This is a genomic window from Bradyrhizobium sp. Kon58 (genome assembly GCF_055807455.1).
Window position 1 is genome coordinate 213087 of sequence record NZ_JBVVOT010000004.1, and the last position, 25321, is coordinate 238407.

At 64.8% G+C, this 25321-nt stretch carries 22 protein-coding genes; 6 read left to right on the forward strand and 16 right to left on the reverse strand.

Features of this window, described 5'->3' with window-relative positions:
* The 12 genes from AC0L20_RS09750 to rpsT form a co-directional block, all read right to left on the reverse strand.
* The gene (locus tag AC0L20_RS09750) at window positions 1–651 is read right to left on the reverse strand and encodes a DsbA family protein (RefSeq protein ID WP_473288338.1); all 651 of its coding nucleotides are present in this window, start codon (window positions 649–651) and stop codon (window positions 1–3) included.
* A complete protein-coding gene (locus AC0L20_RS09755; RefSeq protein WP_473288339.1) occupies window positions 648–2042 on the reverse strand; it encodes an MATE family efflux transporter in 1395 nt (464 codons plus the stop codon). Before AC0L20_RS09755 ends, AC0L20_RS09750 begins: the two co-directional genes overlap by 4 nt.
* Before the next feature lie 259 nt (window positions 2043–2301).
* Window positions 2302–3597 carry a UDP-N-acetylglucosamine 1-carboxyvinyltransferase gene (gene murA, locus AC0L20_RS09760; protein ID WP_473288340.1) on the reverse strand — a complete coding sequence of 432 codons (1296 nt, stop codon included), beginning with the start codon at window positions 3595–3597 and terminating at the stop codon, window positions 2302–2304.
* Between the two features lie 243 nt (window positions 3598–3840).
* Window positions 3841–4308: a hypothetical protein gene (locus tag AC0L20_RS09765; RefSeq protein ID WP_456767052.1), complete on the reverse strand. Its 468-nt coding sequence runs from the start codon at window positions 4306–4308 to the stop codon at window positions 3841–3843.
* A 237-nt stretch (window positions 4309–4545) separates the two neighbouring features.
* Entirely contained in the window at window positions 4546–6981 is a 2436-nt protein-coding gene (gyrB, locus tag AC0L20_RS09770) for a DNA topoisomerase (ATP-hydrolyzing) subunit B (RefSeq protein WP_473288341.1), read from the reverse strand.
* A gap of 280 nt (window positions 6982–7261) precedes the next feature.
* Window positions 7262–9430 carry a hypothetical protein gene (locus tag AC0L20_RS09775; protein ID WP_473288342.1) on the reverse strand — a complete coding sequence of 723 codons (2169 nt, stop codon included), beginning with the start codon at window positions 9428–9430 and terminating at the stop codon, window positions 7262–7264.
* Between the two features lie 127 nt (window positions 9431–9557).
* Entirely contained in the window at window positions 9558–10295 is a 738-nt protein-coding gene (locus tag AC0L20_RS09780) for a hypothetical protein (RefSeq protein ID WP_473288518.1), read from the reverse strand.
* A 135-nt stretch (window positions 10296–10430) separates the two neighbouring features.
* Complete coding sequence (gene recF, locus AC0L20_RS09785) at window positions 10431–11567, reverse strand: DNA replication/repair protein RecF (RefSeq protein ID WP_473288343.1); 1137 nt, start codon at window positions 11565–11567, stop codon at window positions 10431–10433.
* 88 nt (window positions 11568–11655) lie between these two features.
* Complete coding sequence (locus AC0L20_RS09790; RefSeq protein WP_473288344.1) at window positions 11656–12021, reverse strand: endonuclease domain-containing protein; 366 nt, start codon at window positions 12019–12021, stop codon at window positions 11656–11658.
* Window positions 12022–12231: 210 nt separating this feature from the next.
* A complete protein-coding gene (gene dnaN, locus AC0L20_RS09795; RefSeq protein ID WP_106943766.1) occupies window positions 12232–13350 on the reverse strand; it encodes a DNA polymerase III subunit beta in 1119 nt (372 codons plus the stop codon).
* A 375-nt stretch (window positions 13351–13725) separates the two neighbouring features.
* Window positions 13726–15138 carry a chromosomal replication initiator protein DnaA gene (gene dnaA, locus AC0L20_RS09800; protein ID WP_027514654.1) on the reverse strand — a complete coding sequence of 471 codons (1413 nt, stop codon included), beginning with the start codon at window positions 15136–15138 and terminating at the stop codon, window positions 13726–13728.
* Window positions 15139–16419: 1281 nt separating this feature from the next.
* The gene (gene rpsT / locus AC0L20_RS09805) at window positions 16420–16686 is read right to left on the reverse strand and encodes a 30S ribosomal protein S20 (RefSeq protein ID WP_007598259.1); all 267 of its coding nucleotides are present in this window, start codon (window positions 16684–16686) and stop codon (window positions 16420–16422) included.
* 404 nt (window positions 16687–17090) lie between these two features.
* Between rpsT and AC0L20_RS09810 the strand changes: the two genes are divergently transcribed.
* The 3 genes from AC0L20_RS09810 to AC0L20_RS09820 all read left to right on the forward strand — a co-directional run bounded on the left by AC0L20_RS09810 (window position 17091) and on the right by AC0L20_RS09820 (window position 19254).
* The gene (locus AC0L20_RS09810) at window positions 17091–17408 is read left to right on the forward strand and encodes a hypothetical protein (RefSeq protein ID WP_007616084.1); all 318 of its coding nucleotides are present in this window, start codon (window positions 17091–17093) and stop codon (window positions 17406–17408) included.
* Between the two features lie 184 nt (window positions 17409–17592).
* Window positions 17593–18249, forward strand: coding sequence for a peptide-methionine (S)-S-oxide reductase MsrA (gene msrA, locus AC0L20_RS09815; RefSeq protein ID WP_473288345.1), 657 nt, complete (start codon window positions 17593–17595; stop codon window positions 18247–18249).
* A 258-nt stretch (window positions 18250–18507) separates the two neighbouring features.
* Window positions 18508–19254 (forward strand): polysaccharide biosynthesis/export family protein, encoded by a 747-nt coding sequence (locus AC0L20_RS09820; RefSeq protein WP_446480418.1) that lies wholly within the window; start codon window positions 18508–18510, stop codon window positions 19252–19254.
* A 1-nt stretch (window position 19255) separates the two neighbouring features.
* On the opposite strand, the gene AC0L20_RS09825 is transcribed toward AC0L20_RS09820, so the two are convergent.
* The 4 genes from AC0L20_RS09825 to AC0L20_RS09840 all read right to left on the reverse strand — a co-directional run bounded on the left by AC0L20_RS09825 (window position 19256) and on the right by AC0L20_RS09840 (window position 21872).
* The gene (locus AC0L20_RS09825) at window positions 19256–19735 is read right to left on the reverse strand and encodes a hypothetical protein (RefSeq protein ID WP_473288346.1); all 480 of its coding nucleotides are present in this window, start codon (window positions 19733–19735) and stop codon (window positions 19256–19258) included.
* Window positions 19736–19871: 136 nt separating this feature from the next.
* A complete protein-coding gene (locus AC0L20_RS09830) occupies window positions 19872–20543 on the reverse strand; it encodes a dienelactone hydrolase family protein (RefSeq protein ID WP_473288347.1) in 672 nt (223 codons plus the stop codon).
* Between the two features lie 204 nt (window positions 20544–20747).
* On the reverse strand, window positions 20748–21083 hold the full coding sequence (locus AC0L20_RS09835; RefSeq protein ID WP_247285157.1) for a hypothetical protein: 336 nt from the start codon (window positions 21081–21083) through the stop codon (window positions 20748–20750).
* A 24-nt stretch (window positions 21084–21107) separates the two neighbouring features.
* Window positions 21108–21872 carry an alpha/beta fold hydrolase gene (locus AC0L20_RS09840; protein ID WP_473288348.1) on the reverse strand — a complete coding sequence of 255 codons (765 nt, stop codon included), beginning with the start codon at window positions 21870–21872 and terminating at the stop codon, window positions 21108–21110.
* Window positions 21873–22163: 291 nt separating this feature from the next.
* On the opposite strand from AC0L20_RS09840, the gene AC0L20_RS09845 reads away from it, so the two are divergent.
* The 3 genes from AC0L20_RS09845 to AC0L20_RS09855 are packed head-to-tail and all read left to right on the forward strand — an operon-like array spanning window position 22164 to window position 25158.
* Complete coding sequence (locus tag AC0L20_RS09845) at window positions 22164–22355, forward strand: hypothetical protein (RefSeq protein WP_473288349.1); 192 nt, start codon at window positions 22164–22166, stop codon at window positions 22353–22355.
* 32 nt (window positions 22356–22387) lie between these two features.
* Complete coding sequence (locus tag AC0L20_RS09850) at window positions 22388–22879, forward strand: (2Fe-2S)-binding protein (protein ID WP_007616069.1); 492 nt, start codon at window positions 22388–22390, stop codon at window positions 22877–22879.
* Window positions 22876–25158 carry a xanthine dehydrogenase family protein molybdopterin-binding subunit gene (locus AC0L20_RS09855; RefSeq protein WP_473288350.1) on the forward strand — a complete coding sequence of 761 codons (2283 nt, stop codon included), beginning with the start codon at window positions 22876–22878 and terminating at the stop codon, window positions 25156–25158. Before AC0L20_RS09850 ends, AC0L20_RS09855 begins: the two co-directional genes overlap by 4 nt.
* The last annotated feature ends 163 nt before the right edge of the window (window positions 25159–25321 follow it).

Consider the following 25321-nt stretch of genomic DNA (forward strand, 5'->3'; position numbering starts at 1 on the left):
CTAGCGTCGCGTCAGGCCCTTGCCTTGCATGCGCCAGACCAGCAAATCGATGCGGTCCTGGCCGAAGAACGGCTCGTTGTTGAACACGAAGGTCGGCACGCCCCAATGGCCGGAGGCGGCGTGGTCCTTCTCGTTCTCCGTGATCACCTGCTCGTAGCGATCCGGGTCGGCGGCGATCGCGGCATCCATCGCGGCGAGATCGAAGCCGGCCTTGTCGGCGGCGCGCGCGAGATGATCGCCCTCGTTCCATCCCGCCACCGAGCCGTCCCACAGCACGCGGGCGATCGCATCGGTGAATGCGAGCGAGCGTCCCTCGAGCTGCGCCATGGCACCAAGCCGGGTCAGGCGGTGGATGTAGGGCTGCTCCGCCGCGACGTCGAACGTGACCTTGTCCTGCACGATCGGATCGGGCCTCGGAAAGCGGAACGGAATGCCTTCGTGCTGCGCCACGCGCGTGCTGTCGAGCACCACATAGCGAATGAAGTTCGGGCTGGCCTTCTTGAAAAATCCGGGCACACGGACGGCGAGCGGATAGACCGGCCGCAAATTCACCGCCAGATCGTAGATTTCGACGAGCTTCAGCGTCTTGGGTAGCGCCAAATAGCTGAACGGGCTGCGAAAGGAATAGAAGAGGTCGACGGAGAGCGTCATCGCGCCAGTCTGCGCGTCAGCATCCGGAAGCGCAAGATCAGAAGTCCGGCATAGACGAACGATCCGATCGACAATCCGATCCAGACACCGACCGCGCCGAGATCGGCGTGAAAGGCAAGCCACCAGGCGATGGGAAAGCCCACGCACCAATAGCCGATTGCGGCGAATACCAATGTCATCCTGGTGTCATTGATGCCGCGCAGCGCGCCGCCCATGATGGTCTGGATCGCATCGGCGATGAAGAAGGTCGCGCCGACCAGCAGCAGGGTCGCGGTCAGCTCGACGGTCGCCATGCTCGCGTCGCCGTCGCCGAAGAACAGCCGTCCGAGCTGATAGCGGCCGAGAATGATCGCAACGGTCAGCGCCGAGACGAACGCGACCCCGATCACGGCTGCGACGAGACCCGCGCGCTTCACCGCGAGCGGCTCACCGCGCCCGAAGGCATGGCCGACCCGCACGGTGGCCGCCATGCCGATGCCGAGCGGGACCATGAACAGCACGGCGGTGACCTGGAGCGCGATCTGATGCGCCGCGAGCGCCGTGGTCGAGATCAATCCCATCAGCAGCGCCGCCGAAGAGAACAGGCCATATTCCAGCAGCAGCGAGAACGAGATCGGGGCGCCGATCGCGATCAGTTTGCGCATCAGGGGCCAGTCGATCCGCCAGAGATGGGCAAGCGGATGGTAGTCCGCGAACGGCTTGCGCAGCCCGGCAATGGCGAACGTGGCGACGAACGTGCCGAGATTGACGATGGTGGTCGCAAGCCCCGCGCCGAACAGGCCGAGCTCCGGCAGGCCGAACAGGCCGTGGATCAGGACGTAGACTAGCGCGGCATTGACGGGGATCGCCGCGAGCGTGATCCACAGCGGCGCCTGCGGACGGTTCACCGCGCTCATCATGCTGCGCAGCGCGATGAAGCCGAGCGCCGGCGCGATGCCCCAGGCCAAGCCATTCAGATAGCGCTGGGCGAGCGCGGCCGAATGCGGCGCCTGACCGAGTGCGACCAGGATGTGCTCGCCATAGAGCGGCGAGGCCATCATCGGCAGCGAGATCAGCAACGCGACCCACAAGCCGACGCGCAAGGAGCGGCGGATGCGCCTGACGTCACCGGCGCCGAACGCCTGCGCGACCAGGGGCGACACCGCCGCCATCAATCCGAGCCCGAACGTGAAGCTGACGAAATAGACCGTATGCGCGAGTGCTGCTGCTGCGACCGCGCTCTCGCCGAGCCGCCCAATCAGCGCGAGATCGGTCGTGATCATCGCGATCTGCCCGAGCTGGGTCAGCATCATCGGCACGGCCAGCCGCAGCGTCTCGACGAATTCGTCGGCGAGAGGATTTGGCGGCACGCCGGCTTGCGGCTGCGAACGAGGCTGGACGGTGTCGAGCATGGCCGGGTCAATAGCACAGCCGGGCGACGAAAACATGGCCTTGGCTTCTTCCCCTCTCCCCTTGTGGGAGAGGGTGGCTCGCCGCGAAGCGGCGAGACGGGTGAGGGGTTCTCTCCGCGATTCCAATTCTCAATTGGATTCGCGGAGACAACCCCTCATCCGGCGCCATAGCCGATGCGAAGCTTCGGCGTTCTCAAAAACGGCGGCCGAAGGCCGCCTACGCCACCTTCTCCCACAAGGGGAGAAGGGAAGAAAACTCTCAGCCCTTTCGTTCAGGCACGCGCCTGATCTTCGCGCCGAGCGCATTCAGCCGTTCGTCGATGCGCTCGTAGCCGCGCTCGATCTGGTCGGCGTTGTTGATCGTGGAGGTGCCCTCGGCGCAGACGGCCGCGAGCAGCATGGCCATTCCGGCGCGAATGTCGGGTGAGGTCATCGTCGCGCCGTGCAGCCGGCTTGGACCGGCGATGATGGCGCGATGCGGGTCGCACAGCACGATGCGCGCGCCCATCGCGATCAGCTTGTCGACGAAGAACATCCGCGATTCGAACATCTTCTCGAACATCAGGATCACGCCCTCGCATTGCGTGGCGGTGACGATCGCGATCGACATCAGATCGGCCGGGAAGGCCGGCCAGGGCTGGTCCTCCAGCTTCGGCACGTGGCCGCCAAAATCGTCCTGGATCTTCAGCGTCTGGTTCGAGGGCACGATGAGATCGTCGCCCTCGATGCGGCAGACGATGCCGAGCCGTTCAAATCCCATGCGGATCGAGCGCAGATGCTCGACGCCCGCGCGCACGATGCGAAGCGGCGACCGCGTGACGGCAGCAAGTCCGATCAGCGAGCCGACCTCGATATGGTCGGGCTGGATCCGGTAGGTCGCACCGCCCAGCGTCGCCGGACCGTGCACGATCATCGTGTTGGTGCCGATGCCCTCGATCCCTGCGCCGAGCGCGACCAGGAAGTTCGCGAGGTCCTGCACATGCGGCTCGGACGCGGCGTTGCGCAAATAGGTGGGGCCTTCGGCGGCGACGGCTGCGACCAGCGCGTTTTCGGTCGCGGTCACGCTGGGCTCGTCCAGGAACACGTCGGCGCCGGTCAGTTTCGAAGCGCGGAATTCGAGCCGGTCGGTCGCGGTGACCTTGGCTCCCAATTGCTCGAGCGCGAGCACATGCGTGTCGAGCCTGCGGCGGCCGATGACGTCGCCGCCGGGCGGCGGCAGCATCACTTCGCCGCAGCGGGCGAGTAGGGGCCCCGCGAGCAGGATCGAGGCGCGGATGCGCACGCATAGCTCAGGATCGAGATCGGCGGCGCGGATGCTCTTGGCGTGAATATGAAGCGTGTTGCGGGCGGTCCATTCCGCGGCAGCGCCGACCGAGCGGATCAGCTCGACCAGCGTCTCGGTGTCGCGGATCCGCGGCACGTTTTCCAAGGTCACCGGATGCTCGGTGAGCAGGGCTGCCGCGATGATCGGCAGGGCCGCATTCTTGTTGCCGGACGGCTCGATCGAGCCCGAGAGCCGGTGACCGCCCTCGACAATGTACTGGATGGGCGCCACGGGGTCTCTCGCTGTCGTGTTGAGTGGGGGGGCGGGTTTTCGAGGCGGAAACTACAGAGAATTGAGCGCGGTAGCAATTGCGCCGGCCGCGGCCGCCCGCGCCGATGTGGCTGCCAGACCCTCATGGTGAGGAGCGCGGAACGCGCGTCTCGAACCATAAGGCCCGTAGTCCCCTGCGGCCATCCTTCGAGACGCCCGCTTGTGCAGGCTCCTCAGGATGAGGTCGGCGTGTGTGGCGGGTGCTCAGAACAACCCGATGATATTCCCCACCACATAGAGGATGGCGATCAGGATCAGGGCTCCGATCATGACGAAGGAGATCTCGATCGCAATGGCGCCGGTGCCGAGGATGGCGGCGACGCCTGCGAGGAGCCGTTCCTCTCGGAAGATCAGCGAGAGGACCGACAGCAGGATCGCCAGCAGGCCGAGCGAGATCGCGGTGGCTGAAGCGGTTTCGCTCCAACTGCGTCCGGCCGATTTCTCGACCTTTGGCGCCTGATATTCGACGCCCTTCACGCGCGCGATCACGCGGTCCTTGATTCGATGCCCGGTGTCGACGATGACCTGGTCAGCCGGTGGCGGCGGAAACACGATCGGCACGACCCAGTGCGGCAAGACCGCCGCCATCAGCGCCAGCACGCCGACAATGCTGCCGATAATGCCGAGACGGCGGGATGGGACGGCGGAACTGCTTGCTGCGGAGCTGGTCATGGCGTGGCGCTTCCCGGCCGGAACAGGCCTTGCGGGTTTATGCCACTTCGTCGCGATGGCGGGTGGTGAGGTTCAGCGCTTGTGTTTCCACAAGGTCATGGCCGGGCCTGTCCCGGCCATCCACGCCTTGCCTCGTCGCACGAAGAACGTAGATGCCCGGGCCTTCGCCTCGCCGAAGCGGCTTCGGCCGCGCAGGCGGGACAAGCCCGGGCATGACGACCGTCCAAGCATCCGATCTCAGATATCGATCGTCGCGCTCAGCGAATGTTCCTGGATGAAGTCGCGGCGCGGCTCGACCACGTCGCCCATCAGCTTGGTGAAAATGTCGTCGGCCTCGTCGACCTCCTTGACCTTCACCTGGAGCAGCGATCGCGCATTGACGTCCAGCGTCGTCTGCCAGAGCTGCTCTGGATTCATCTCGCCCAGCCCTTTGTAGCGCTGCAGCGAGACGCCCTTGCGGCCGGCGTCGGTGACGGCTTCGAACAGATCGACCGGGCCGTAGACCATGTGCTCGGTGTCCTTGCGCCGCAGCTTGCCCGGGCGGGCATAAACGTCCTGGAGCTTGAGTGTGTACTCGTCGAGCTTGCGGGCTTCGACCGAGCCCAGGAACGCGTCATCGATGAGGGCGACGTCCTTGACGCCGCGCACGGTGCGCTCGAACTGGAAACCATGGCCTTCGACGTATTGACCGATCCAGCCGCGCTCGACCTCGTCGGCGAGCGTGTCGAGCCGGGCGGCGATGTATTGCGCGGCCGCGGCGGCTTTCTCCGGATCGCCGTAGATCGCCTTGTTGAGCACGCCGGTGATGGCAGCCTGCTCGATCACCTTGCGATTGTAGCGGGTGTGCAGGCTGCGCAGGATGCCGCGGACGGCGCGGGCGTCGTCGACCAGCGAGCGCAGGTCGCGGCCGGTACGATCGCCGCCGGTGCCGGGGATATAGACGCAATCGTCCAGCCCGGTATCGATCAGATAATCTTCCAGCGCCCGCTCGTCCTTCAGATATTGCTCGGACTTGCCGCGGTTGACCTTATAGAGCGGCGGCTGGGCGATGTAGAGATAGCCGCCGTCGATGATCTCGCGCATCTGCCGGTAGAAGAACGTGAGCAGCAGCGTGCGGATGTGGGCGCCGTCGACATCGGCGTCCGTCATCACGATGATCTTGTGATAGCGCAGCTTCTCGATCGAGAATTCGTCGCCGATGCTCGTTCCGAGCGCGGTGATCAGCGTGCCGATCTGCTCGCTGCCCAGCATCTTGTCGGGACGCACGCGTTCGACATTGAGGATCTTGCCGCGCAGCGGCAGCACGGCCTGGAATTCGCGGTTGCGGCCCTGCTTGGCGCTGCCGCCTGCCGAGTCACCCTCGACGATGAAGAGCTCGGACTTGGCCGGATCCTTCTCCTGGCAGTCGGCGAGCTTGCCGGGCAGCGAGGAGACCGAGAGCGGGCTCTTGCGCGTCAGCTCGCGCGCTTTTCGCGCGGCTTCGCGGGCTGCCGCCGCCTGGATCACCTTGCCGACGATCATCTTGGCTTCGGAAGGGTGCTCCTCGAACCAGGCCTGCAGCGCCTCGTTGAGCACGTTCTCGACCACGGGCCGCACTTCCGAGGACACCAGCTTGTCCTTGGTCTGCGACGAGAATTTTGGGTCCGGCACCTTCACCGAGAGGACGGCGGTCAAGCCCTCGCGGCAATCATCGCCGGTGAGCGCGATCTTTTCCTTTTTCGCATTGGCCTCGGCATAGCCGTTGACCTGGCGCGTCAGCGCGCCGCGGAAACCGGCGAGATGGGTGCCGCCGTCGCGCTGCGGGATGTTGTTGGTGAAGCACAGCACGTTCTCGTGGTAGCTGTCGTTCCACCACAATGCGGCCTCGACACCGATGCCGTTGGATTCCGCGCGCACCATGATCGGCGCCGGCACGATCGCCTTCTTGTTGCGGTCGAGATATTTGACGAATTCCTCGACGCCACCGGAATAGTGCATCTCCTCGCGCTTCTCGACCGCGTGACGCATGTCGGAGAGGGCGATGTTGACGCCGGAGTTGAGGAAGGCGAGCTCGCGCAGCCGGTGCTCCAGCGTGGCGAAGTCATACTCGATGTTCTTGAAGGTTTCCGTCGAGGCCTGGAACGTCACCTCGGTGCCGCGCCTGCCGGGCGCGTCGCCGACCACCTTGAGCGGCGCGACCGCATCGCCATGGGCGAATTCGATGTAGTGTTCCTTGTTGTCGCGCCAGATGCGCAAGCCGAGCTTGCTCGACAGCGCGTTGACGACGGAGACGCCGACGCCGTGCAGGCCGCCGGAAACCTTGTAGGAATTCTGGTCGAACTTACCGCCGGCGTGGAGCTGGGTCATGATGACCTCGGCTGCCGAGATGCCTTCGCCCTTGTGGATGTCGACGGGAATGCCGCGGCCGTCGTCGCGCACGGTGACGGAATTGTCGGCATTGAGCACGACGTCGACGCGCGTGGCGTGGCCCGCGAGCGCCTCGTCGATCGCATTGTCCACGACTTCGTAGACCATGTGATGCAGGCCCGAGCCGTCATCGGTGTCGCCGATATACATGCCCGGGCGCTTGCGGACGGCATCGAGACCCTTGAGCACGCGGATCGATTCCGCCCCGTAATCGCTCGGATTTGAGGGTTCGTTTTCGGCAGGCGTCTGCCGAGCAGGTTCTGTCATGAGAGGCCTTCGAGATGTCGCCCGAATCAGCGGCGCAAAAGGCGCTGATATGCGGGCTATTTGTGCCACGAAAGACGGATTGCGCCTAGCGCAAAGTATCTCCCGGCAAGTCCTTGATTAGTTAGGATTTTTCGGCCGATTTTCAAGGCCTTCGAAGGCCGATTCGGCGGCTTGGAAAAAGCGCGATTCGAGACGCGGTTTCGGGCTCTGGAAGGCGTGGATTTTTCGCGGAGGAGGGGCGTTCCGAGGCGCCTGGAACGCCCCGGAACGGCCTTGCAGCTCAATACATCTGAAGCGGCAGCACATCTCCGCTTGGCCCCACCAGGAGGCCCCACGCATCGCCGGCGGCCACGGTGAGGGTCTCGGTGCGAGCAGGGCGTCCCGGCAGACGCAGCGCGTACTGGTGCTTGCCGGGCGGCAGATCGAGCATCGGGCCTTTCGGCGATTGCGGACCGCCGGCGCCGGCCGCGATCTTCACGGTTTGATTGTTGATCGTCAGCGATGCTTCCTTCGGCCCCATATTGCCGAGCATCAGCCTCGCCTGTCCCGCCTTCGGGATGATGTCGGCCTTGGCCGCGGCCTGCGGATTCCGCTGCATCAGGCTGACCGTGGTCTCGTCCCTGGCGCGGCCGAGCTTCAGCACGGCCGGTCCCTGCGGCGAGGTGAACGCGAGCTCCGCCCGCTCGGCCGTCACGGTCGCGCCGTCGGCCTTCTCCTGCCAGCCCCGCTTGGTCAGCTCCGCGCGATAGAAGGCGAGGACCTCGCCAAGCTCGGCGGGGATGCTGGCTTCGAGCTCGGTCCGGAACGACTGGTCGCTGCCGGGGAATTTCGTGGAGCTGATGCCGGTCGAGCTGTGCTGCGCCGGCACTGGCAGGGCGGAATCGGGATCGGGCGTGAGCGGCTCCTTCGATTTGGTCTGGACCGTCTTGGCTTGCGTCGATTTGGCCTCGACGGGCTTCGCCGCGGCGACGACAAGACCGGAGCCGTTGGCGCTAACGTTTACCTTCGGCCCCATCTGCATCACGGTCATCGAGATCGACTTGCCGCTCTTGGAGAATTCCATCACCGCCATGTTGGGCTGGTTGATGACGGAAGGCTGCTCCTTCCAGCCCGCCGGCTTAAGCGATGCGCGATAAAACGCGGCAAGCGCCTTCACGCTCGATGTCGAGGAGAATTCGAGCTGGCCGTCGTCGCCCTCGAACTTCACGCCTTCGGCGTTTTCAGGCAGCGGCACCGGCGTCTTGCTGTCGGCCAGCGCATTCAGCGGCGCGTCGGACAATGCGGCCGCCTGCACCTTGCGTCTGGCTTCGTCGGCAGTGATGAGCTGCTTGGCCGCACCTAACGCATCTCCGAGGAACTTGTCGTCCGCCTCCTTCTTCGCCTTGGCACGGGCGGCAAGCGCGGAGTCCTTCACCTGCGCGGCCAGGCTGATCATGGTGAAATCGTATTTGCGGCCAAGCCGCAGCAGGCCGGTTTCCTCCGCCGAAGAGATCTTGATCGCGACCTCGTCGCCGGGTGCGAGCGGCGCGCTGCCGTCCTCCTGCCAGCCGCGCGCGGCGAGCTCGCGGTGATAGAAGGCGAGCACGGCGGGCAGCTCGGCCATCGCGGCGGCCGACATTTCGCGCTTGTTGTCGCTCGCGCCGCCGAGGCCCCTGGCCGTCTTGGTCGGGCTCGGCCGCGGCAGGCCGGCCATATCGCTATCGGCCTTGAGCTCACTGGGCAGCGCGAAGGGCGCGACCCGGATATCGACATTGGTGCGGCCGTCGTCGCGGCGCGTCAGCGTCAGCATTACGGGCTTCTGCTGATAGAAGCCGGTCTCCTTGCTATCGGCATGCGCGTAGAACGCGCGCAGGCCGTTGGGAGCAGTCTCATCCAGGCTGGTGGTCCAGCGCGCAGCGGTTTCCGGCGTGAGCTTCTGCCAGCCGATCGCAGCCATCTGGCTGCTGTAGAAATCCGACGTCGCATCGAGCGGCGTCGGCGCGATGCAGCCGAGATAGGGCCGGGTCCCGTCAAACACGATCTCGCTTGCGCCTTCCGGAAACGGCACGTTCCCGTAGATCCGGTCGGTGGTGTAGTAAACCACGGACTGGTCTGGCCGGCCGGGCGCCTGCGTGAAATGAACCGAAAGCCCGTGTCGTCCCTTCCTGAACTTCAGCAGGCTGCTTTTCTCCTCAAGCGGCATCACATAGGGCACCCAGCCGTTGTCGCTCAGGAGCTTTTGGACCGCGGGCAGTGTCACCGCCTGCCGCGTCGGCACGCGATATTCGACGCGATAGGGATCGGGGCGCGAAATGTCTTCCACCGCACCTTCGAGCTGGGGCAGCGCGTGAACGTCCACGATACCCTCGTCGGCGCCGGCCGCGATCGAGCAGCTCGCCATCAGGAAGAGACCGCATGCAAGCAGCCGCCATCGTGCCGGGATTTGCATCCCGCGCGGGATCATCGCCATCGTTACGTCTCCAGGATGCCGCGCGGCGCTTTGGCGCGCGCGATTGCAACGGCTGCGACACCGTCGGCGGGGCCTCAGACCAGAAGTCGCGGCAGGAACCGGGCAGGTTCAAAACTCCCGGACTTGGTCAATACAGCTGGAGCGGCGACCATGCCTCGCCGTCGCGCCCGACGGTGAGCTCCCAGGCGTCGCCGGCCGCGAGGTTAAGGATGTCAGTGTGGGCCGGACGGCCGGGCACGCCCAGTTCGTAGGAATATTGGCCGGGCGCCAGATCCAGCGAGACGGCGTTGGCGCCGGCGGCGCGCTTGATGATCCGCGCGTCGATCCCGAGCACGGCTTCCGTCTCACCGATATTGCTGAACACCAGCTTCGCCTGGCCCGGTTCGGGCATGACATTCGCCCGGGTCGCAGTATCCGAGTTCTTCTGCACGAGATGGACCGAGGTGCTGCTGTCCTTGCGGCCGAGCTCCAGAATGGCCGGCCCGAGCGGAGATGCGAACGCGAGCCGGACGTGATCAGCGGAGAGGACAGCGCCATCGTGCTGCTCCTGCCAGCCGAGCTTTCCGAGCTCCCTGCGGTAGAAGGAAAGAACGTCGCCGAGCTCGGCGGGCACGGTGGCTTCGAGCTTGACCCGAAGCGGCGCTTCGACGCCCCGCATCAGTGTGGTGTGGATTCCTCGAAAGCTGTAGCGGGTCGGTGCGGGTAGCCTGGCATCGGGATCCGGCGTGAGATCGGCCGAAAACAGCGGCTGCGGCATCCAGGCGCCGGCGCTTGCAGCGAGCATGCACGTCGCGAGCAAGACGAGGCCGCACGCAAACGCCCGCCATCGTGCCGGGGCTCGCGCCCCGGACCTTGCCGCCCGCATCTCACTCTCCAGGGTATCGCGCATCCAGGGTCTCGCGCGCGACGTCATTGCGCGATTGCAAACCGGCTGCGACGCCGTCGGCGCCGCCTCCGGCAACTAGTCGCGGCGGAAATGGGGCTGGTTCAACGGCTGCGACTAGCGCCGGGCCGATACCTGTCCGCTTTCGACGTCAAAGATCTCGCCCCCGGCGCCGATCTCGGCGAAGGCGGCGGGATCTGCGCCGGTCAGCCACACCTGCGCACCGAGCTTGCGCAGCTCGTCGAACAGCGCCGCGCGCCTGCCGGGATCGAGATGCGCGACGACCTCGTCGAGCAGCAGCAGCGGCACGATGCCGGTCATCTCGGCGACCAGGCTCGCATGCGCCAGCACCAGCCCGATCAGCAACGCCTTCTGCTCGCCGGTCGAGGCATCGCGCGCCGGCATGCTTTTCGGCGCGTAGATCACCTGCAGATCGGTGAGATGCGGACCGTCCGTGGTGCGGCCGGCGATGGCGTCACGCGGACGGTTGTCGCGCAGGATCTGGCGGTAGCGGTCCTCGACCGACGTCGCGGTCTCGTTGAGCAGCGCGTTCTCCATCCAGCCGTCGAGCGCGATCTGTGCCGAGGGGAAGGCGGAGGCTTGCGCGCGTGCATTCAGCATGCCGGTGAGACGCGCCGCGGTCTGGCCCCGGGTTGCGGCGACCGCGACCGCAAGCTCCGCGGTCTCGCGCTCGATCGCGTCACACCAATGGTCGTCGTAATTGCGCGTCTCGAGCAGGCGGTTGCGCGAACGCAGCGAACGTTCGAGCGCGGAGATGCGGCTGGAATGGTCGCTGTCGATGGCAAGCACCAGGCGGTCGAAGAAGCGCCGCCGCTCGGACGCCGCGCCCATGAACAGTCCGTCCATCGCCGGCGTCAGCCACACCATGCGGATGTGGTCGCCGAACGACGCCGCCGAATTGACCGGTTCGCGGTCGATGCGGCAGCGCCGGCTGACCGGGCTATCTGCGCGCGGCGGATCGATGCCGGTGCCGAGCGTGGCAAGGCCCAGCGCGCCCTCGACCTGTGCCGACACCGCCCAGGAGCCGTCGCCTTGATTGTCGGCGACGTCGTCCAGCGTCGCGCGCCGCAGGCCGCGTCCCGGCGACAGGAACGAGATCGCCTCGATGCAATTGGTCTTGCCCGCTCCGTTCGGCCCGACCAGCGCCACCATGTCAGCCTTCACCTCGAGCCCCGCCGCCCGGTAATTACGAAAATGCGTCAGCGTCAGGCGATGAATGCGGGAGGGGGTCATTGTGCTCGTCGTGCCGGGCGGTGCGTCCCCTCTCCCCTTGTGGGAGAGGGTGGCGCCTCACGAAGTGAGGCGACGGGTGAGGGGTATGTTACCGCAGGGCGAGCTTTGCAAGGATGTCCTCCAATACAGAAGCGGGCTGCTGCAACACGTCATTGTTCCAGTAGCGCGCGATGACAAAGTCTTCAGCGGAGAGTGTTGCGTCACGAGCTGCGTCGCGTTGCGATTCCGCATGCTGACCGCCGTCGATTTCGATCACGAGGCGCTTTTCCAAGCAGACGAAATCGAGAATGTAGGTGTTGAACGGGACTTGTCGGCGAAACTTGAAAGCGGAGAGTTGCCGATGCCTGAGCAGGCGCCACATTGCCGCTTCCGCATCCGTCGGTTCGTGCCGCATGTTCTTCGCGAACTGGCGGAGACGCTTGGGGACCAGCCGATGGGATGGCTCCTGCGGCACGAACCCCTCACCCGACTGAGTATGTATCCGCCCGCGGAGATGCCCTCTCCCACAAGGGGAGAGGGCGCAGCAACGTGCATTGCGCTTGTTTCGTCGGGCGAAGCTGCCGCTTCACCCTCTCCCCTTGTGGGAGAGGGTGGCTTCGCGCAGCGAAGCCGGGTGAGGGGTTGTCTCCGCATAAAAGGTGCCGCGAGAGGAGGAGCACGTCCCTCACACCCGCATCGGCATCAGCACGTAGAGCGCGCTCTTGTCGTCGCGGTCTTGCACCAGGGTGGGTGAGCCCGGGTCGGCGAGGCGGAGGGTTGCGACGTCGCCTTCGATCTGGGCGGCGATGTCGAGCAGATAGCGGGAATTGAAGCCGATATCGAGGGCGTCGGAGGCGTATTCGACTTCGAGCTCTTCGGTCGCGCTGCCGGAATCCGGATTGGTCACCGACAACACCAGCTTGCCCGGCGACAGCGAGAGTTTCACGGCGCGCCCGCGCTCGCTGGAGATCGTCGAGACGCGGTCGACTGCGTTCTCGAAATCCTTCTTGTCAACGACGAGCTCCTTGTCGTTGCCCTGCGGGATCACGCGGCCGTAGTCGGGGAAGGTGCCGTCGATCAGCTTCGAGGTCAGCACCACATTGCCAATGGTGAAGCGGATCTTGGCCTGCGACAGCTCGATCGTGACCTCGGCCTCGTTGTCCTCGATCAGGCGCTGCACCTCGCCGACGGTCTTGCGCGGCACGATCACGCCGGGCATGCCCTCGGCGCCCTTGGGCTGGACCAGGTCGAGCTGGGCGAGGCGGTGGCCGTCGGTGGCGACGCCGCGCAGGGTGGCGGCTTTGGCCGAGCCTGCGGCATGCAGATAGATGCCGTTGAGATAATAGCGGGTCTCCTCCGTGGAGATCGCGAACTGGGTGCGGTCGATCAGCCGCTTGACGTCCTTGGCGGCGAGGTTGAACGAATGCGACATATCGCCGGCGGCGAGATCCGGAAAATCATTCTCCGGCAAGGTCTGCAGCGTGAAGCGGGAGCGGCCGGCGCGGATCGCCAGCACGGCGCGGTCGCCGTCGGCCTCGAGCACGATCTGCGAACCGTCCGGCAGCTTCCGGACGATGTCGTAGAACATGTGCGCCGGCACGGTGGTGGAGCCCGCGGTCGCGGTTTCCGCCGCGAGCGTTTCCGTGACCTCGAGATCGAGGTCGGTCGCCTTCAGCGACAATTTCGCGTTCTCGGCCCTAACAAGCACGTTGCCGAGGATCGGAATCGTGTTGCGGCGCTCGACCACGCGGTGGACGTGGCCCAGCGACTTCAGGAGTTGCGCGCGTTCGACCGTAACCTTCATTGCACTACTCGCCCGATCCCCAAGGAAACACAAATCTGGAAAAGCCGGGCGGCGGGACGCGCGCCACGGCACCGAAGACCCGGAAGGCCGGGTCATCCAGCCGATATGACCAAAGCCGTCAGGGTCGCGCAAGGTGGCGCGTAAAGTCATCCGTTTCAAGGGATTGCGCGACGGTTCCCCACGATTTACCGGCAAAGACGGGGCCGGCGCCCGGAAGCAGGTGCGCTCCCTCGCCCCGTTCTTACGGGGAGAGGGTTGGGGTGAGGGGCCTCTTTCCGCGGGCGAGCCTGCCGATCGACCTGTACCCCCTCACCCGGATCGCAAGAGCGATCCGACCTCTCCCCGCAAGCGGGGAGAGGTGAAGGAAATAGGCGTTTATTCCTGAAGCTGGCGCTTGAGCGATTCGACCTCGTCCGACAGCGCCGTGTCCTTGGAAACCAGGGCCTCGATCTTGCGAACGGCGTGCAGCACCGTGGTGTGGTCGCGCCCGCCGAAGCGGCGGCCGATTTCCGGCAGCGATCGCAGGGTCAGCGTCTTGGCGAGATACATCGCCACCTGGCGCGGACGGACCACGTTGGCGGTCCGGCGCGAGGACAGGAGGTCGGAGCGGCTGACATTATACTGCCGCGCCACCACGCGCTGGATGTCCTCGATCTTGATCCGCTTCGGTTCCTGCGGCCGGATCAGGTCGCGCACCTCGTGCTCCGCCATCTCCAGCGTCACCGGCCGGTTGTTGAGCTTCGAATGTGCGAGCAGGCGGTTGATCGCCCCTTCGAGATCGCGGCCGTTATGGGTGATGGCGCGGGCCAGATAGGTCAGCACCTCCTCCGGCACCTCGAAGGTCGCATGATGGGCGCGGGCGGCTGCGACGCGCGACTTGAGAATACCGTGCCGCAGCTCCTCGCCGAGCGAGGCCATCTCGACCACGAGGCCGCCGGCCAGCCGCGAGCGCACGCGATCGTCGAGGCTTTCGAGATCGGACGGCGGACGGTCGGCCGCGATCACGACCTGGCGGCCGGCATCGATCAGCGCGTTCAGCGTGTGACAGAACTCGGCCTGGGTCGACTTGCCCTGCAGGAACTGGAGATCGTCGATCACGAGCACGTCGATGCCGCGCAACGCTTCCTTGAAGGCGAGCGCCGTCTGCGTCTTCAGCGCGGCGACGAAGCCGTACATGAATTTCTCGGCGGTGAGATAAAGCACCTTGCGCTCGTTGCCGGAATTGCCGGCCCAGGTCACCGCCTGCAAGAGATGCGTCTTGCCGAGGCCGACACCCGCATGAATGTAGAGCGGATTGAACATCACGGGATCGCCGCGACGCCCCTCGGCGACCTGACGCGCAGCCGCATGCGCCAACGTGTTGGAACGGCCGACGACGAAGCTTGCGAAGGTCAGGCGCGGATCGAGCGGCGAGCCGCCGAGCGCATCATGATTGGCCGAGACCGGCGCGGTCGCGGTCGAGCGCAGCTCCGGAGCGGGCGAGCGGCGGGTTTCGACCGGCGCGGGCGCTTCCTTCTGCTGCACAACGGGGCGCACGGCCGTACGCACGGTGAGATCGATCCGATGCACTTCCGGCATCTCGGCCTGCCAGCACGACAGCACGCGCTCGGCATAATGGGCCTGGATCCAGCTCTTCAGGAAGCGGGTCGGCACCGACAGACGCACGCTCTCGTCCTGGACGCCTTCCAGATCCATGCGCGCAAACCAGCTCGTATAGACGTCTTCGCCAACGTTCGAGCGCAGCCGACTCTTCACGCGTGACCAGCGATCCTGTTCCGGGGTTGTCATCATTTGAGAACTTTTCTTGAGAGATAAGGTTGCGTGGTGAGCGCCATGCAGAGTTCCTGCCAGCAATACCTGCCCAGGATTATTTGCAACGGCGGGACCTCAAGCGATTTCACCTGCAGGCATGGCTCGACCGCTCGGCGGAAACGCCGCGTCCGATCAGCAATGTCTAGAGATGGAGGGGTCGCGAGGTCAGCGCGTACTCGGCGCTCCGTGACACGCGGGAGGCTTGGTGTCCGACGAATCTAAAACGGCATCGCTGGAAGTCGAAATGCTGGAAGTCGAAATGTGTTTCAATACCGCGTTGAGTTCGTAAGACATGATACCTCCCCGTCCTGCCGTGATTGCTCACGACAAGGTCCTGCGTGTCCAAACGACACCCGCGTCGTCATCGGATGCCTGCCCGTGTACTCGTCCGCTCGGCCTCGCCATCATGCCTGTCGGGGCAGCTTTCAAGATGTCTCTTAAGCGCGAGAGAAAGATCCCGCTTGGAGACATTCAGACAAAGAGCTACCGTTCCCACATTGCTGTGGGTTTTGATCCGACAATCGCTTGTTGAAGCGCCGCCTACGTGCCCATCGCCGCCGATTTGCACGCTCGCCCCGTTTCCGATACCGCGCTGGTCTCAAGATCGTGGGCGCCGCTGACCTCTTAAGGAATACACTATGCGGGAAGACTCGCAACGGAATTGATTCACACTTGAGGCATCAAAAATCTTGATCTGCGTTAACGCCACGCGGACTTGTGCACAGGCTTCAGAGCAAGTTTTTGGATTCGTGCACAGAATCGAAGACACCACGTTTCATGTGACAATTCTCCGCCACCGCCAAAAATTTTTTACAAAAGCGTCACGCGCACGACGCGCTGGCGATTTTTCCAAATGCTTGGCCTCACTATGTCGATAAGTGATTAGCGAGACATCGTTTTTTGAGTCTTGTTTGACAGGGTAACTCCATCGCGTAACGCGATCCGGGGAAACTACGGTGTGCAGAACTCGCAGGTGCCGCGAATTCAACTTGAGCCCGCCTCGCAAGGACTTTTTGCACCGCGGTGGAAGTTTCCGCTGTTGCAAAACCATTCGCAGGTAAAACTACGGGACGCATCATGCTGCAAACGTCGCAATCCTCCGATCGAAGGTCGCTCGACGCGTGACTGCTTGCGTCAATATGACAGGCAACAAAAAAGCCCGGCGCGATGCCGGGCTGTTTGACGTATGCGATGTGCGACCGGATCGTCCGATCGAACGAATGCTGCTAGATCACTCGCGAGGTTAGTTAGCGAGGCTTACTTGGCGAGCTTGGCGATCTGCGCGGTGAGCCGCGAGACTTTGCGGCTGGCATTGTTCTTATGAATGATGTTTCGCTGCGCGGCGCGCATCAAGGCGGGCTCGGCGTTCGCCAGCGCCGTCACGGCTGCGGCGCGGTCGCCGGTCTTGATCGCTTCTTCGACGTTACGCACGGCACCGCGCATCTGGGTGCGGCGCGACTTGTTGACGGCGGTGCGGCGGGCGATCTTGCGCGTCGCTTTCTTGGCGGAAGTGGTATTGGCCATGGTCTCAATGTCCTTTGCGGGTACCGGTCGCGTCTTGGTCGGGTAGCGCCGGCTTGCTTGACCGCGTAATCGACGCTCGGAATTAGGGTGTTCGGTTGCTAGGCTGTTCCCGGAACACGAGCGACAGCCTTGCGGGCCGTCTCTGAGGCCCAGGGAGCCTCTCAGCCCAAGGAGCCTGCATCTGCTCAAAGAACAGCGGCGGCAGGATTGCGCCCGCCGCCAGTTGGCGCCCTTATAGAGAGGGTCTTTGGCACCGTCAACGCTTTCCCGGGCTGGACAAGCAGCCTCTTGGGGCGCGGATGAATGCTGTAACGCCCTGAAGAGGTTGAATTTCTGCCGTCTCCCTTGTATTGGCTGGCGGCGTTCCGAGGGTCGTCCGATCGGACGACTATAGAGGGTGAGGCATGATCCGCGGCTTTTTCCGACTGATTGGGCTGTTGCTGCTCGCCGGCGGGTTCATCTTCATGGTCTATGACGGCGCCCGCTGGGTGGCCGACCAGACCCTGCGGTTCACCCGCTTCGGCCAGTTCTGGAACGACATCAATCAGGCCAGCCAGACGGCATTCCGGACCTGGGTCGAGGCCAAGGCGCCCTGGCTCTGGACCTCGGTGATCCGCCTGGTGCTGGATCAGCCGGTTTTCGCCGTCCTCGGTATTCTCGGCATCCTCCTGATGATCCTGTTCCGCCCGCGCAAGCCGCTGATCGGCTATTCCCGGGATTGAGCTTTCAATTCCCGGGATTGAGCTTTCAATCCGCGCGACTCGAACCGGCGCGCGGACGGCGTAACAGGGCTGCCCCTTTGCGCGTAAAGACCTATATTCCCAACTGATCGCGAGCACGCCGCCTGAGCGCTTGGCTCATCGCCTTGGCTCAGGCGAGGCACAGCTCGTTCCCGGAGATCCGTCCATGCTGTTCATGCGCAAGACCACCGCATTGCCGAGCGCCACGGAAGCGCTGCCCGGCCGTGCGCAAGCCATTCCGACCGCGACCACCCATTTCGTCAACGGCACGAAGTTGCAGCCGCCTTATCCCGCCGGCCTCGAGCAGGCGGTGTTCGGGCTCGGCTGCTTCTGGGGCGCCGAGCGCAAGTTCTGGGAGCTAGGCGAGGGCGTTTACACAACTGCTGTCGGCTATGCCGGCGGCCACACGCCGAACCCGACTTATGAAGAGACCTGCTCGGGCCGCACCGGTCACACCGAAGTGGTGCTGGTCGTGTTCGATCCGAACAAGGTGTCGTACGAGAAGCTGTTGAAGACGTTCTGGGAGAGCCACAACCCGACGCAGGGCATGCGTCAGGGCAACGACGTCGGCACGCAATATCGAAGCGCGATCTACACCACTTCAGACGCGCAGAAGACAGCGGCCGATCAATCGAAGGCGCTCTATCAGAAGGCGCTTGCCGCAAAAGGTCTCGGCACCATCACCACCGAGATCGCACCCGCCGGCGAATTCTACTTTGCCGAGGACTATCATCAGCAATATCTGGCCAAGAATCCCGCCGGCTATTGCGGCCTGGGCGGCACCGGCGTGTCCTGCCCGATCGGCGTCGGTGTGAGCGCGTAAGCTAGCTCCGGGCGCTGCACCTCTCCCGCTTGCGGGAGAGCTCGCATTGCATCGCAGATGCAATGCGGGTGAGGGTTCTCTCCTCTGGGCGACTGTCCCGCCGTGGAGACACCCTCTCCCCAGCCCTCTCCCGCAGGCGGGAGAGGGGGGCGCACCGCGCTCCTAGCGCGCCGCACCGTTCCACCCATCCCCCCTCAACGCTTTATTAACCATAACCGGTGCATCACTGAAGCTGTCTCGTTTCGAGGGATAAGTCCGGTGCCGGTTGCACGCGCGTTTCGATGGTCGATCTCGGCAGCATCCCTGGCAGCGTCCGCCGCGCTGACCCTTGGCGGCTGCATGCAAACCGCCGGTCCCGTCGCCTATGTGCAGCCGCGCGCCGATCTCGATTCGATGGCCTATGGCCAGCCCTACAACGCGCCGCAGCCGGTCGTCGTCGGCAGCGGCGGCGGTGCCATCGCAGCACTCAGCAATTCCTTTGCCTCTTCGCCTGCGCCCATGCCGGTCGGTTATGCCGCACCGATGGCGGCGCCGGTCCGCTACGATTCCTCCTACCATCTCGACGCCGGCGACAGGCTGCGCGTCGTGGTCTATGGCCAGGAAGGTCTCACCAACAGCTACGCGATCGACGCCGGCGGCTCCATCACCATGCCGCTGATCGGCGGCGTGCCGGCACGCGGCCGCACTCCGGCGGGCCTTGCCGGCGAGATCGCCGCGCGGCTGCGCAACGGCTACATCCGCGAGCCCTCGGTCGCCGTCGAGATCGAAGCCTATCGCCCGTTCTTCATTCTCGGCGAAGTCTCCGCGCCCGGCCAGTATCCGTATGTGCCGAACATGACGGTCGAAAGCGCCGTCGCGATTGCCGGCGGCTTCTCGCCCCGCGCCAAGCGCGACGTGGTCACCGTCACACACACCGAAGCCGGCGGCGCCATGCGCGCCGTGGTGCCGCTCGGCACGCCCTTGAGCCCCGGCGACACCGTGTTCGTCGGCGAGCGTTGGTTCTAACTCACCGCCTGAAATCCAGCCGGCCGTTCGGAAAACATCCGTCGATCCTGGTGGCATCGACCACGCGCCCGATCCATGGCCGCGTGATCGCGGGATTGGTTAGGTTGATGTATTTCCCGACCAGGCGCGCGCCCTCGCGCGCAGCATCGATCAGCCCGTGCCGTCGGCCGTGATCCCAATCAAAGCGCAGATAGATGCGTCCGCCTGCGACCCGCACCTCCGCGCGCCCGTCTTTCCAGGCTTGCGGCGTATCGCCGGCAATGGTCGGATCTGCGCCGCCATTCCAGCGGCTGGCCCAGATGCCGTCGAGCGGATCTGACTGTGCCGCGATTTTTGCCCACGCCGCCGCGTTGAGGTCGGCGGCATCGCCGGCAAGCGCGGCGGTTGCGGCATAATCCATGACGTCGCGATCATCCGGCGCGGGCACGTCCATGGTGCCGAACGGATTGCGGATGACGATGTTCGTATTGGCCTGCTGCATCACGATCTCCCGGCGCGAATTGGCTTGATCAGCCAGCTCTATCGCCGCGCGGCAGGATGCAGCCACCCGATTCCTGCTCTCCGCCCTCGTCATTTCGGAGCGCGAGCCCGGAACGACGGTGGAGAGATCAGCTGCACTATTTCAAATGCCTGGCGAAAAATTCCATGCTGCGCGGCCAGGCGATGTCGGCGCTGGCCTTGTCGTAGCTCGCTCGCTCGTCGCAATGGAAGCCGTGCTGCGCGCCCGGATAGACGAAGACCTCGACGTCCGGCCGCTTCGTCTTGACGGTCTCGACGTCGGTCAGGGGAATGCCGGCATCCTTCTCGCCAAAATGCAGCTGTGTCGGCGCTTTGGGTGTCTCGTCGGCAAAGCGCACGACGGCGCCGCCGTAATAGCCGATCGCGGCCTTCAGGCCCGACAGCCGCGTCGCCGCGACGAAGGCGATGCTGCCGCCCAGGCAAAAGCCGATGATGCCGACCGGGCCGACGCTCTTCACCGCATCGATCGCCGCCTGCGTGTCGCGCAGCATCGCGTCCCAATCCGGACTGGCGACGAACTTGCGCGCTTCCGCGATCTCGTCAGGCGTGTAGCCGGACTGGAAGCCCGGTGAGGTTCGGTCGAAGATCGACGGCGCGATCGCGACATAGCCTTCCCCGGCGAGGCGATCGCAGACCGAGCGGATGTGATGGTTGACGCCAAAAATCTCCTGGATCACCACCACCGCGCCCTTCACCGTGCCCGCGGGGTCGGCGCGATAGGCACTGAGCTGGAAATTGTCGGAGGCCGTCAGCTTGATGTCTTGTCCCACGCGGGTCGTCCTTTTTAGTTAGTCTTCGATTGCGGGTTCCGCTCGTTCCACAAACTCGTCATGCCCGGGCTCGTCCCGGGCATCCACGTTCTTGGTGAGGCAGGAAAGACCGTGGATGGCCGGGACAAGCCCGGCCATGACGATGTGGCAGCTTCAACGCATGATGGCGCAGAGAGGATTGCTCTGCGTCATGAAAAGCCACTCTCACTCCCACATCCAGTTCTCGCCGTAATCCTCCTTCCATCCCGCCAGCCGGCCATGACGGAACTGCAGGAACAGGCGGTGACGGTACGGGATCAGTCCGCTGCCGCCGATGTTGCGAAGCGCGAGATAGATCTCGTTGCCGGGACGTCCGCGCACATATTGCAGCGGTTGCCCCAGCGCCCGCGCGGTCTGCCCTGCATCCATGCCGAAGGCGAGCGGCGTGTTGTTCGACAAGGTCGCGACGAAGGGCAGGCGGGGTGGTGTCCCGCCGAACTGCTCGGCTTGCGCGGATACTGACAGCAACACCGCGCCCGCAGCCAACATCGCTCGCTTCATTGCCTGTGTTCCCGTCCGATCGTCCTATTCCGGCAAGTTCTTCAGGAAAGGCAGCACCGCGTCAACAAAAGCCTGCGGCTGGTCGATGTTGACGGCATGTCCGGCGGCGGCGATCACGGCCTTTTGCGCGCCGGGAATTTTCGCGGCCATGTAGTCCGACGCGGCGAGGAACGGCGTGTCGTCGGCACCGACCACGATCAGGCTGGGCACCCTGATCTCCGGCAGCAGCTCGATCACCTGCGCATCGCGCTGGGTCAGCATGCCGCGTGCGGCGAGCGCCAATCCCCTGGCATTGCGATGGCGCGCGGTGGCGCGCTCGCGCGTTAACGCCTTCAGCACGTCGAGCCCTTCGCGGTCGAGCTTGTCGGCAGTGGCGAGCGCCCGCGCATTCCAGGCCTCGCGTGCGTCGTCCTTCTTGAAGCCGGGGCCGGTGTCGATGATCAGCAGCGCACGGACGCGCTTTGGATGCGCGCGAGCAAAGGCGAGCGACATGTAGCCGCCGAGCGATAGTCCGCCGACGATGGCGCGCTCAGTGCCGACCGCATCGAGGATCGCCGCGATGTCACCGACGGTGAGCGCTTCGCTGTAGGCGGCGGGATCGTCGGGATAGTCGGACTGGCCGTGACCGCGCATGTCCCACAAGATCAGCTTGTGGTCCTTCGCGAGCGCCTCGACCTGCCCATGCCACATCGCCGAGGTCGATGAGTAGCCGTGGGTCAGCAGCAGCGGCGGACCTTCGCCATGGACCTCGTAGTAGATTTTGACGCCGTCCCGATCGATCCCAGGCATTCTGCCCACCCTTGTTTTTGTTTCCCTCTCCCCTTGTGGGAGAGGGTGGCTCGCCGCGATAGCGGCGAGACGGGTGAGGGGTTCTATCCGCCCACGATCCAGTGAGTTCGCGGAGAGAACCCCTCATCCGGCGCCGTAGCCGAAGCTTCGCTTCGGCGTCTATTTTAGAACGGCGGCCGAAGGCCGCCTATGCCACCTTCTCCCACAAGGGGAGAAGGGACGACCAACGTGGCGCTCGTACTCTAGCCCGCCAAGTTACCTCGAAGAAACTGCCTCGACGCGATAGCACGCATGTCTGACGCGCTTTCTGTTTGCGTTCAGTGGCTGCACCATCGCCGTTCTCGCAACGCACAAGATGCGCGCGCTGCGTTTGTTTCGATCGATTCCAAATTGCATTTGCCTCCGCGCCTGAACCCGATCATTCTTGCGATCAAGGCTGGCGCCGGCCCGGTGGGCGTCCGTCAACACAAGTTGCCGCCGTAAGCGGCTTCATGCACCGGCAGGGGAAGACGCCTATGCCAACTCTCACCATCAACGGGCGGAGTCTGTCCGTGGATGCGGCGAACGACACGCCGCTCCTCTGGGCGATCCGCGAGCAATTGCAGATGACCGGCACCAAGTTCGGCTGCGGTGCCGGCCTGTGCGGGGCCTGCACCGTCCACGTCAACGGCGAAGCCGTGCGTTCGTGCCAGACCATGGTCGGCGATGTCGCCGGCAAGAAGATCACCACCATCGAAGGCCTCGCCGCCAAGGGCGACCATCCCTTGCAGAAGGCGTGGATCGCCGAGCAGGTGCCGCAATGCGGCTACTGCCAGTCCGGGCAGATCATGCAGGCGGCCTCGCTGCTGGCGAAAAATCCCAACCCGACCAAGGAAGAGGTCGTGGCACATATGGACGGCAATCTCTGCCGTTGCATGACCTATTCGCGGATCCAGAAGGCAATCATGCGCGCCGCAACCGAGATGCGCACCGCATCCGCCTCCGGCAACGAGCGGAGGCCCACATGAATAAGCACATCAAGAGCGTCACAGCCGAAACGACAGATCTCAGCCGCCGCTCCTTCCTGGTCGGCACCGCGGCAACCGGCCTCGTGCTCGGTTATGCCGGCGTGCCCGGCATCGGTGAGGCGCTCGCGGCGCCCCAGAACTTCGAGCCGAGCGTCTGGTACGCGATCGCGCCCGATGGTCTCGTCACCGTGACCTGCGGCAAGGCCGACATGGGCCAGCACATCGCCTCCACCATGGCGCAGATCGTGGCCGAAGAGCTGGGCGCGAAGTGGAGCGACATGCGGGTGCAGCTTGCCTCCAACGATCCGAAGTTCAACGATCCCGTGCTGGGCGCACAGATCACCGGCGGCAGCTGGTCGACCATGATGAACTTCGACGCCATGAGCCGGGCCGGCGCCGCCGGACGGATGGCGTTGACGGAAGGCGCGGCCGCCGCGATGGGCGTGCCGGCGTCGGAACTGGTGGTGCGCGATTCCATGATCTTGCATCCGAAGTCAAAGAAGACGATGTCGTTCGCCGATGTCGTCAAGAGCGGCAAGGCGACAAAAACCTTCACGCCGGACGAGCTCAAGGCGATCGTGCTGAAGACGCCGGATCAATACACCATGATCGGCGTGTCGGTGCCGCAGCTCGACATCCCCTCCAAGACCAACGGCACAGCCAAATACGGCATCGACGTGATGCTGCCGGGCATGGCCTATGGCGCGGTGGTGACGCCTCCGGTGCGCTTCGGCGCCACCGTCAAGTCGGTCGACGACAGTGCCGCCAAGAAAGTGCCGGGCTTCATCAAGGCCGTCACCCTCGACGACAAGACCGGAACGACCTCGGGCTGGGTCGTCGCAGTCGCCGGCACCTATGCCAATGCCAAGAAGGCGGCGCAGGCGCTCAAGATTGCCTATGACGGCGGTCCGAACGCGAAAGTGTCGAGCCAGTCGCTGCTCGACGAGGCCATGCGGCTTCAGAAGCAGGAGGATTCCGGCCAGTTCTTCGTCAAGGACGGCGATCCCGCGGCGGCGTTCGGCACGGCGGCCAAGGTGCTGGAGGCGGAGTACACCACCAGCATCAATATCCATGCACCGATGGAGCCAATGAACGCCACGGCGGAGTTCAAGGGCGAGATCCTGCACATCTATTCCGGCAACCAGTTCGCGACGCGCTCCGGTGCGATCGCGGCGGGTGCGGCCGGGATCGATCCGAAATTCGTCGTCATGCATCAGATGTGGCTCGGCGGCGGCTTTGGCCGCAGGCTCGATGCCGACATGATGATTCCGGCGGTGCAGGCGGCCAAGGCGATCGGCAAGCCGGTGAAGGTGATCTACACGCGCGAGAACGACATGACGATGGATTTCTCGCGTCCGCTCACCTATCAAAAAGTGAAGGCGGGCGTGGACGGCGACGGCAAGCTCGTCGCGCTCAGCCACGACGTGGTTTCGGCCTGGCCGACCCAACGTTGGGGCATTCCCGATTTCCTGACGCCCTCGGTCGACAAGAAGGGTCCGCTCGACTCCTTCACGGTGAACGGGGCCGACTTCTTCTACACCGTGCCCAACCATCATGTGCGCGCGATCAAGAACGAGATGGCGCACAACGCCACGCCGTCCGGCCAGCTCCGCTCGGTCGCGCCGGGTTGGACCTTCTGGGCGGTCGAGAGCATGATCGACGAGATCGCGGCTGCGGCTGGCAAGGACCCCGCCCAGTTCCGCATCTCGCTGCTCGACGGCGCCGGCAAGAACGACGGCGGCGCGCAGCGGCTGCGCAACACGTTGCTCGCCGCGATGGGCCTTGCCGGCTACGGCACCAGGAAGCTGCCGAAGGGTGAGGGCATGGGCGTAGCCTGCGTCTCGTCGCAGGAACGCGCGACCGCAAGCTGGACGGCTTGCGTCGCCCACGTCGCCGTCGCGCCCTCGGGCGAGGTGACCGTGAAGAAGCTCACGGTCGCCACCGACGTCGGCACGCAGGTGCATCCCGACAACATCCGCGCCCAGGTCGAAGGCGCGGCGCTGTGGGGCCTGTCGCTGGCGATGTACGAGAAGGCAACGCTGAAGGACGGTGGCATCGAGCAGACCAACTTCGACAGCTACACGCCCTTGCGCATGAGCCAGGTGCCCGAGGTCGCGATCGCCGTGATCGCCAATGGCGAGAAGGCCACCGGCGTCGGCGAACCCGCGGTGACGGTGATCGCACCTGCGATCGGCAACGCCATCTTCAACGCCTCCGGCGCCCGCGTCCGGGCCCTGCCGATCACCGCCGAAGCCGTGAAGAGCGCGATGAAGGCGTAAGGCTCGCTACGACTGTTGACCTGACCTGATCCGCCGGGGGCAGCCCCGGCGGATTTGTCGTTAAAAAACCCCTGTGTTTGCAAGCACATCTCTACTGTGCATGGGGTTGTTTTCGAGGTTTTTGATTGGAACCGCCCGAAGAGGCGAACTCCGTAAAATTGTC

Excerpts from the sequence above, each read along its gene's own strand:
- AC0L20_RS09750 (WP_473288338.1), bottom strand. The coding sequence starts at position 651 with ATGACGCTCTCCGTCGACCTCTTCTATTCCTTTCGCAGCCCGTTCAGC.
- AC0L20_RS09755 (WP_473288339.1), bottom strand. The coding sequence starts at position 2,042 with ATGCTCGACACCGTCCAGCCTCGTTCGCAGCCGCAAGCCGGCGTGCCG.
- AC0L20_RS09765 (WP_456767052.1), bottom strand. The coding sequence starts at position 4,308 with ATGACCAGCTCCGCAGCAAGCAGTTCCGCCGTCCCATCCCGCCGTCTC.
- gyrB (WP_473288341.1), bottom strand. The coding sequence starts at position 6,981 with ATGACAGAACCTGCTCGGCAGACGCCTGCCGAAAACGAACCCTCAAAT.
- AC0L20_RS09775 (WP_473288342.1), bottom strand. The coding sequence starts at position 9,430 with ATGGCGATGATCCCGCGCGGGATGCAAATCCCGGCACGATGGCGGCTG.
- AC0L20_RS09780 (WP_473288518.1), bottom strand. The coding sequence starts at position 10,295 with ATGCGGGCGGCAAGGTCCGGGGCGCGAGCCCCGGCACGATGGCGGGCG.
- recF (WP_473288343.1), bottom strand. The coding sequence starts at position 11,567 with ATGACCCCCTCCCGCATTCATCGCCTGACGCTGACGCATTTTCGTAAT.
- dnaN (WP_106943766.1), bottom strand. The coding sequence starts at position 13,350 with ATGAAGGTTACGGTCGAACGCGCGCAACTCCTGAAGTCGCTGGGCCAC.
- dnaA (WP_027514654.1), bottom strand. The coding sequence starts at position 15,138 with ATGACAACCCCGGAACAGGATCGCTGGTCACGCGTGAAGAGTCGGCTG.
- rpsT (WP_007598259.1), bottom strand. The coding sequence starts at position 16,686 with ATGGCCAATACCACTTCCGCCAAGAAAGCGACGCGCAAGATCGCCCGC.
- AC0L20_RS09810 (WP_007616084.1), top strand. The coding sequence starts at position 17,091 with ATGATCCGCGGCTTTTTCCGACTGATTGGGCTGTTGCTGCTCGCCGGC.
- msrA (WP_473288345.1), top strand. The coding sequence starts at position 17,593 with ATGCTGTTCATGCGCAAGACCACCGCATTGCCGAGCGCCACGGAAGCG.
- AC0L20_RS09825 (WP_473288346.1), bottom strand. The coding sequence starts at position 19,735 with ATGCAGCAGGCCAATACGAACATCGTCATCCGCAATCCGTTCGGCACC.
- AC0L20_RS09835 (WP_247285157.1), bottom strand. The coding sequence starts at position 21,083 with ATGAAGCGAGCGATGTTGGCTGCGGGCGCGGTGTTGCTGTCAGTATCC.
- AC0L20_RS09840 (WP_473288348.1), bottom strand. The coding sequence starts at position 21,872 with ATGCCTGGGATCGATCGGGACGGCGTCAAAATCTACTACGAGGTCCAT.
- AC0L20_RS09845 (WP_473288349.1), top strand. The coding sequence starts at position 22,164 with ATGTCTGACGCGCTTTCTGTTTGCGTTCAGTGGCTGCACCATCGCCGT.
- AC0L20_RS09850 (WP_007616069.1), top strand. The coding sequence starts at position 22,388 with ATGCCAACTCTCACCATCAACGGGCGGAGTCTGTCCGTGGATGCGGCG.
- AC0L20_RS09855 (WP_473288350.1), top strand. The coding sequence starts at position 22,876 with ATGAATAAGCACATCAAGAGCGTCACAGCCGAAACGACAGATCTCAGC.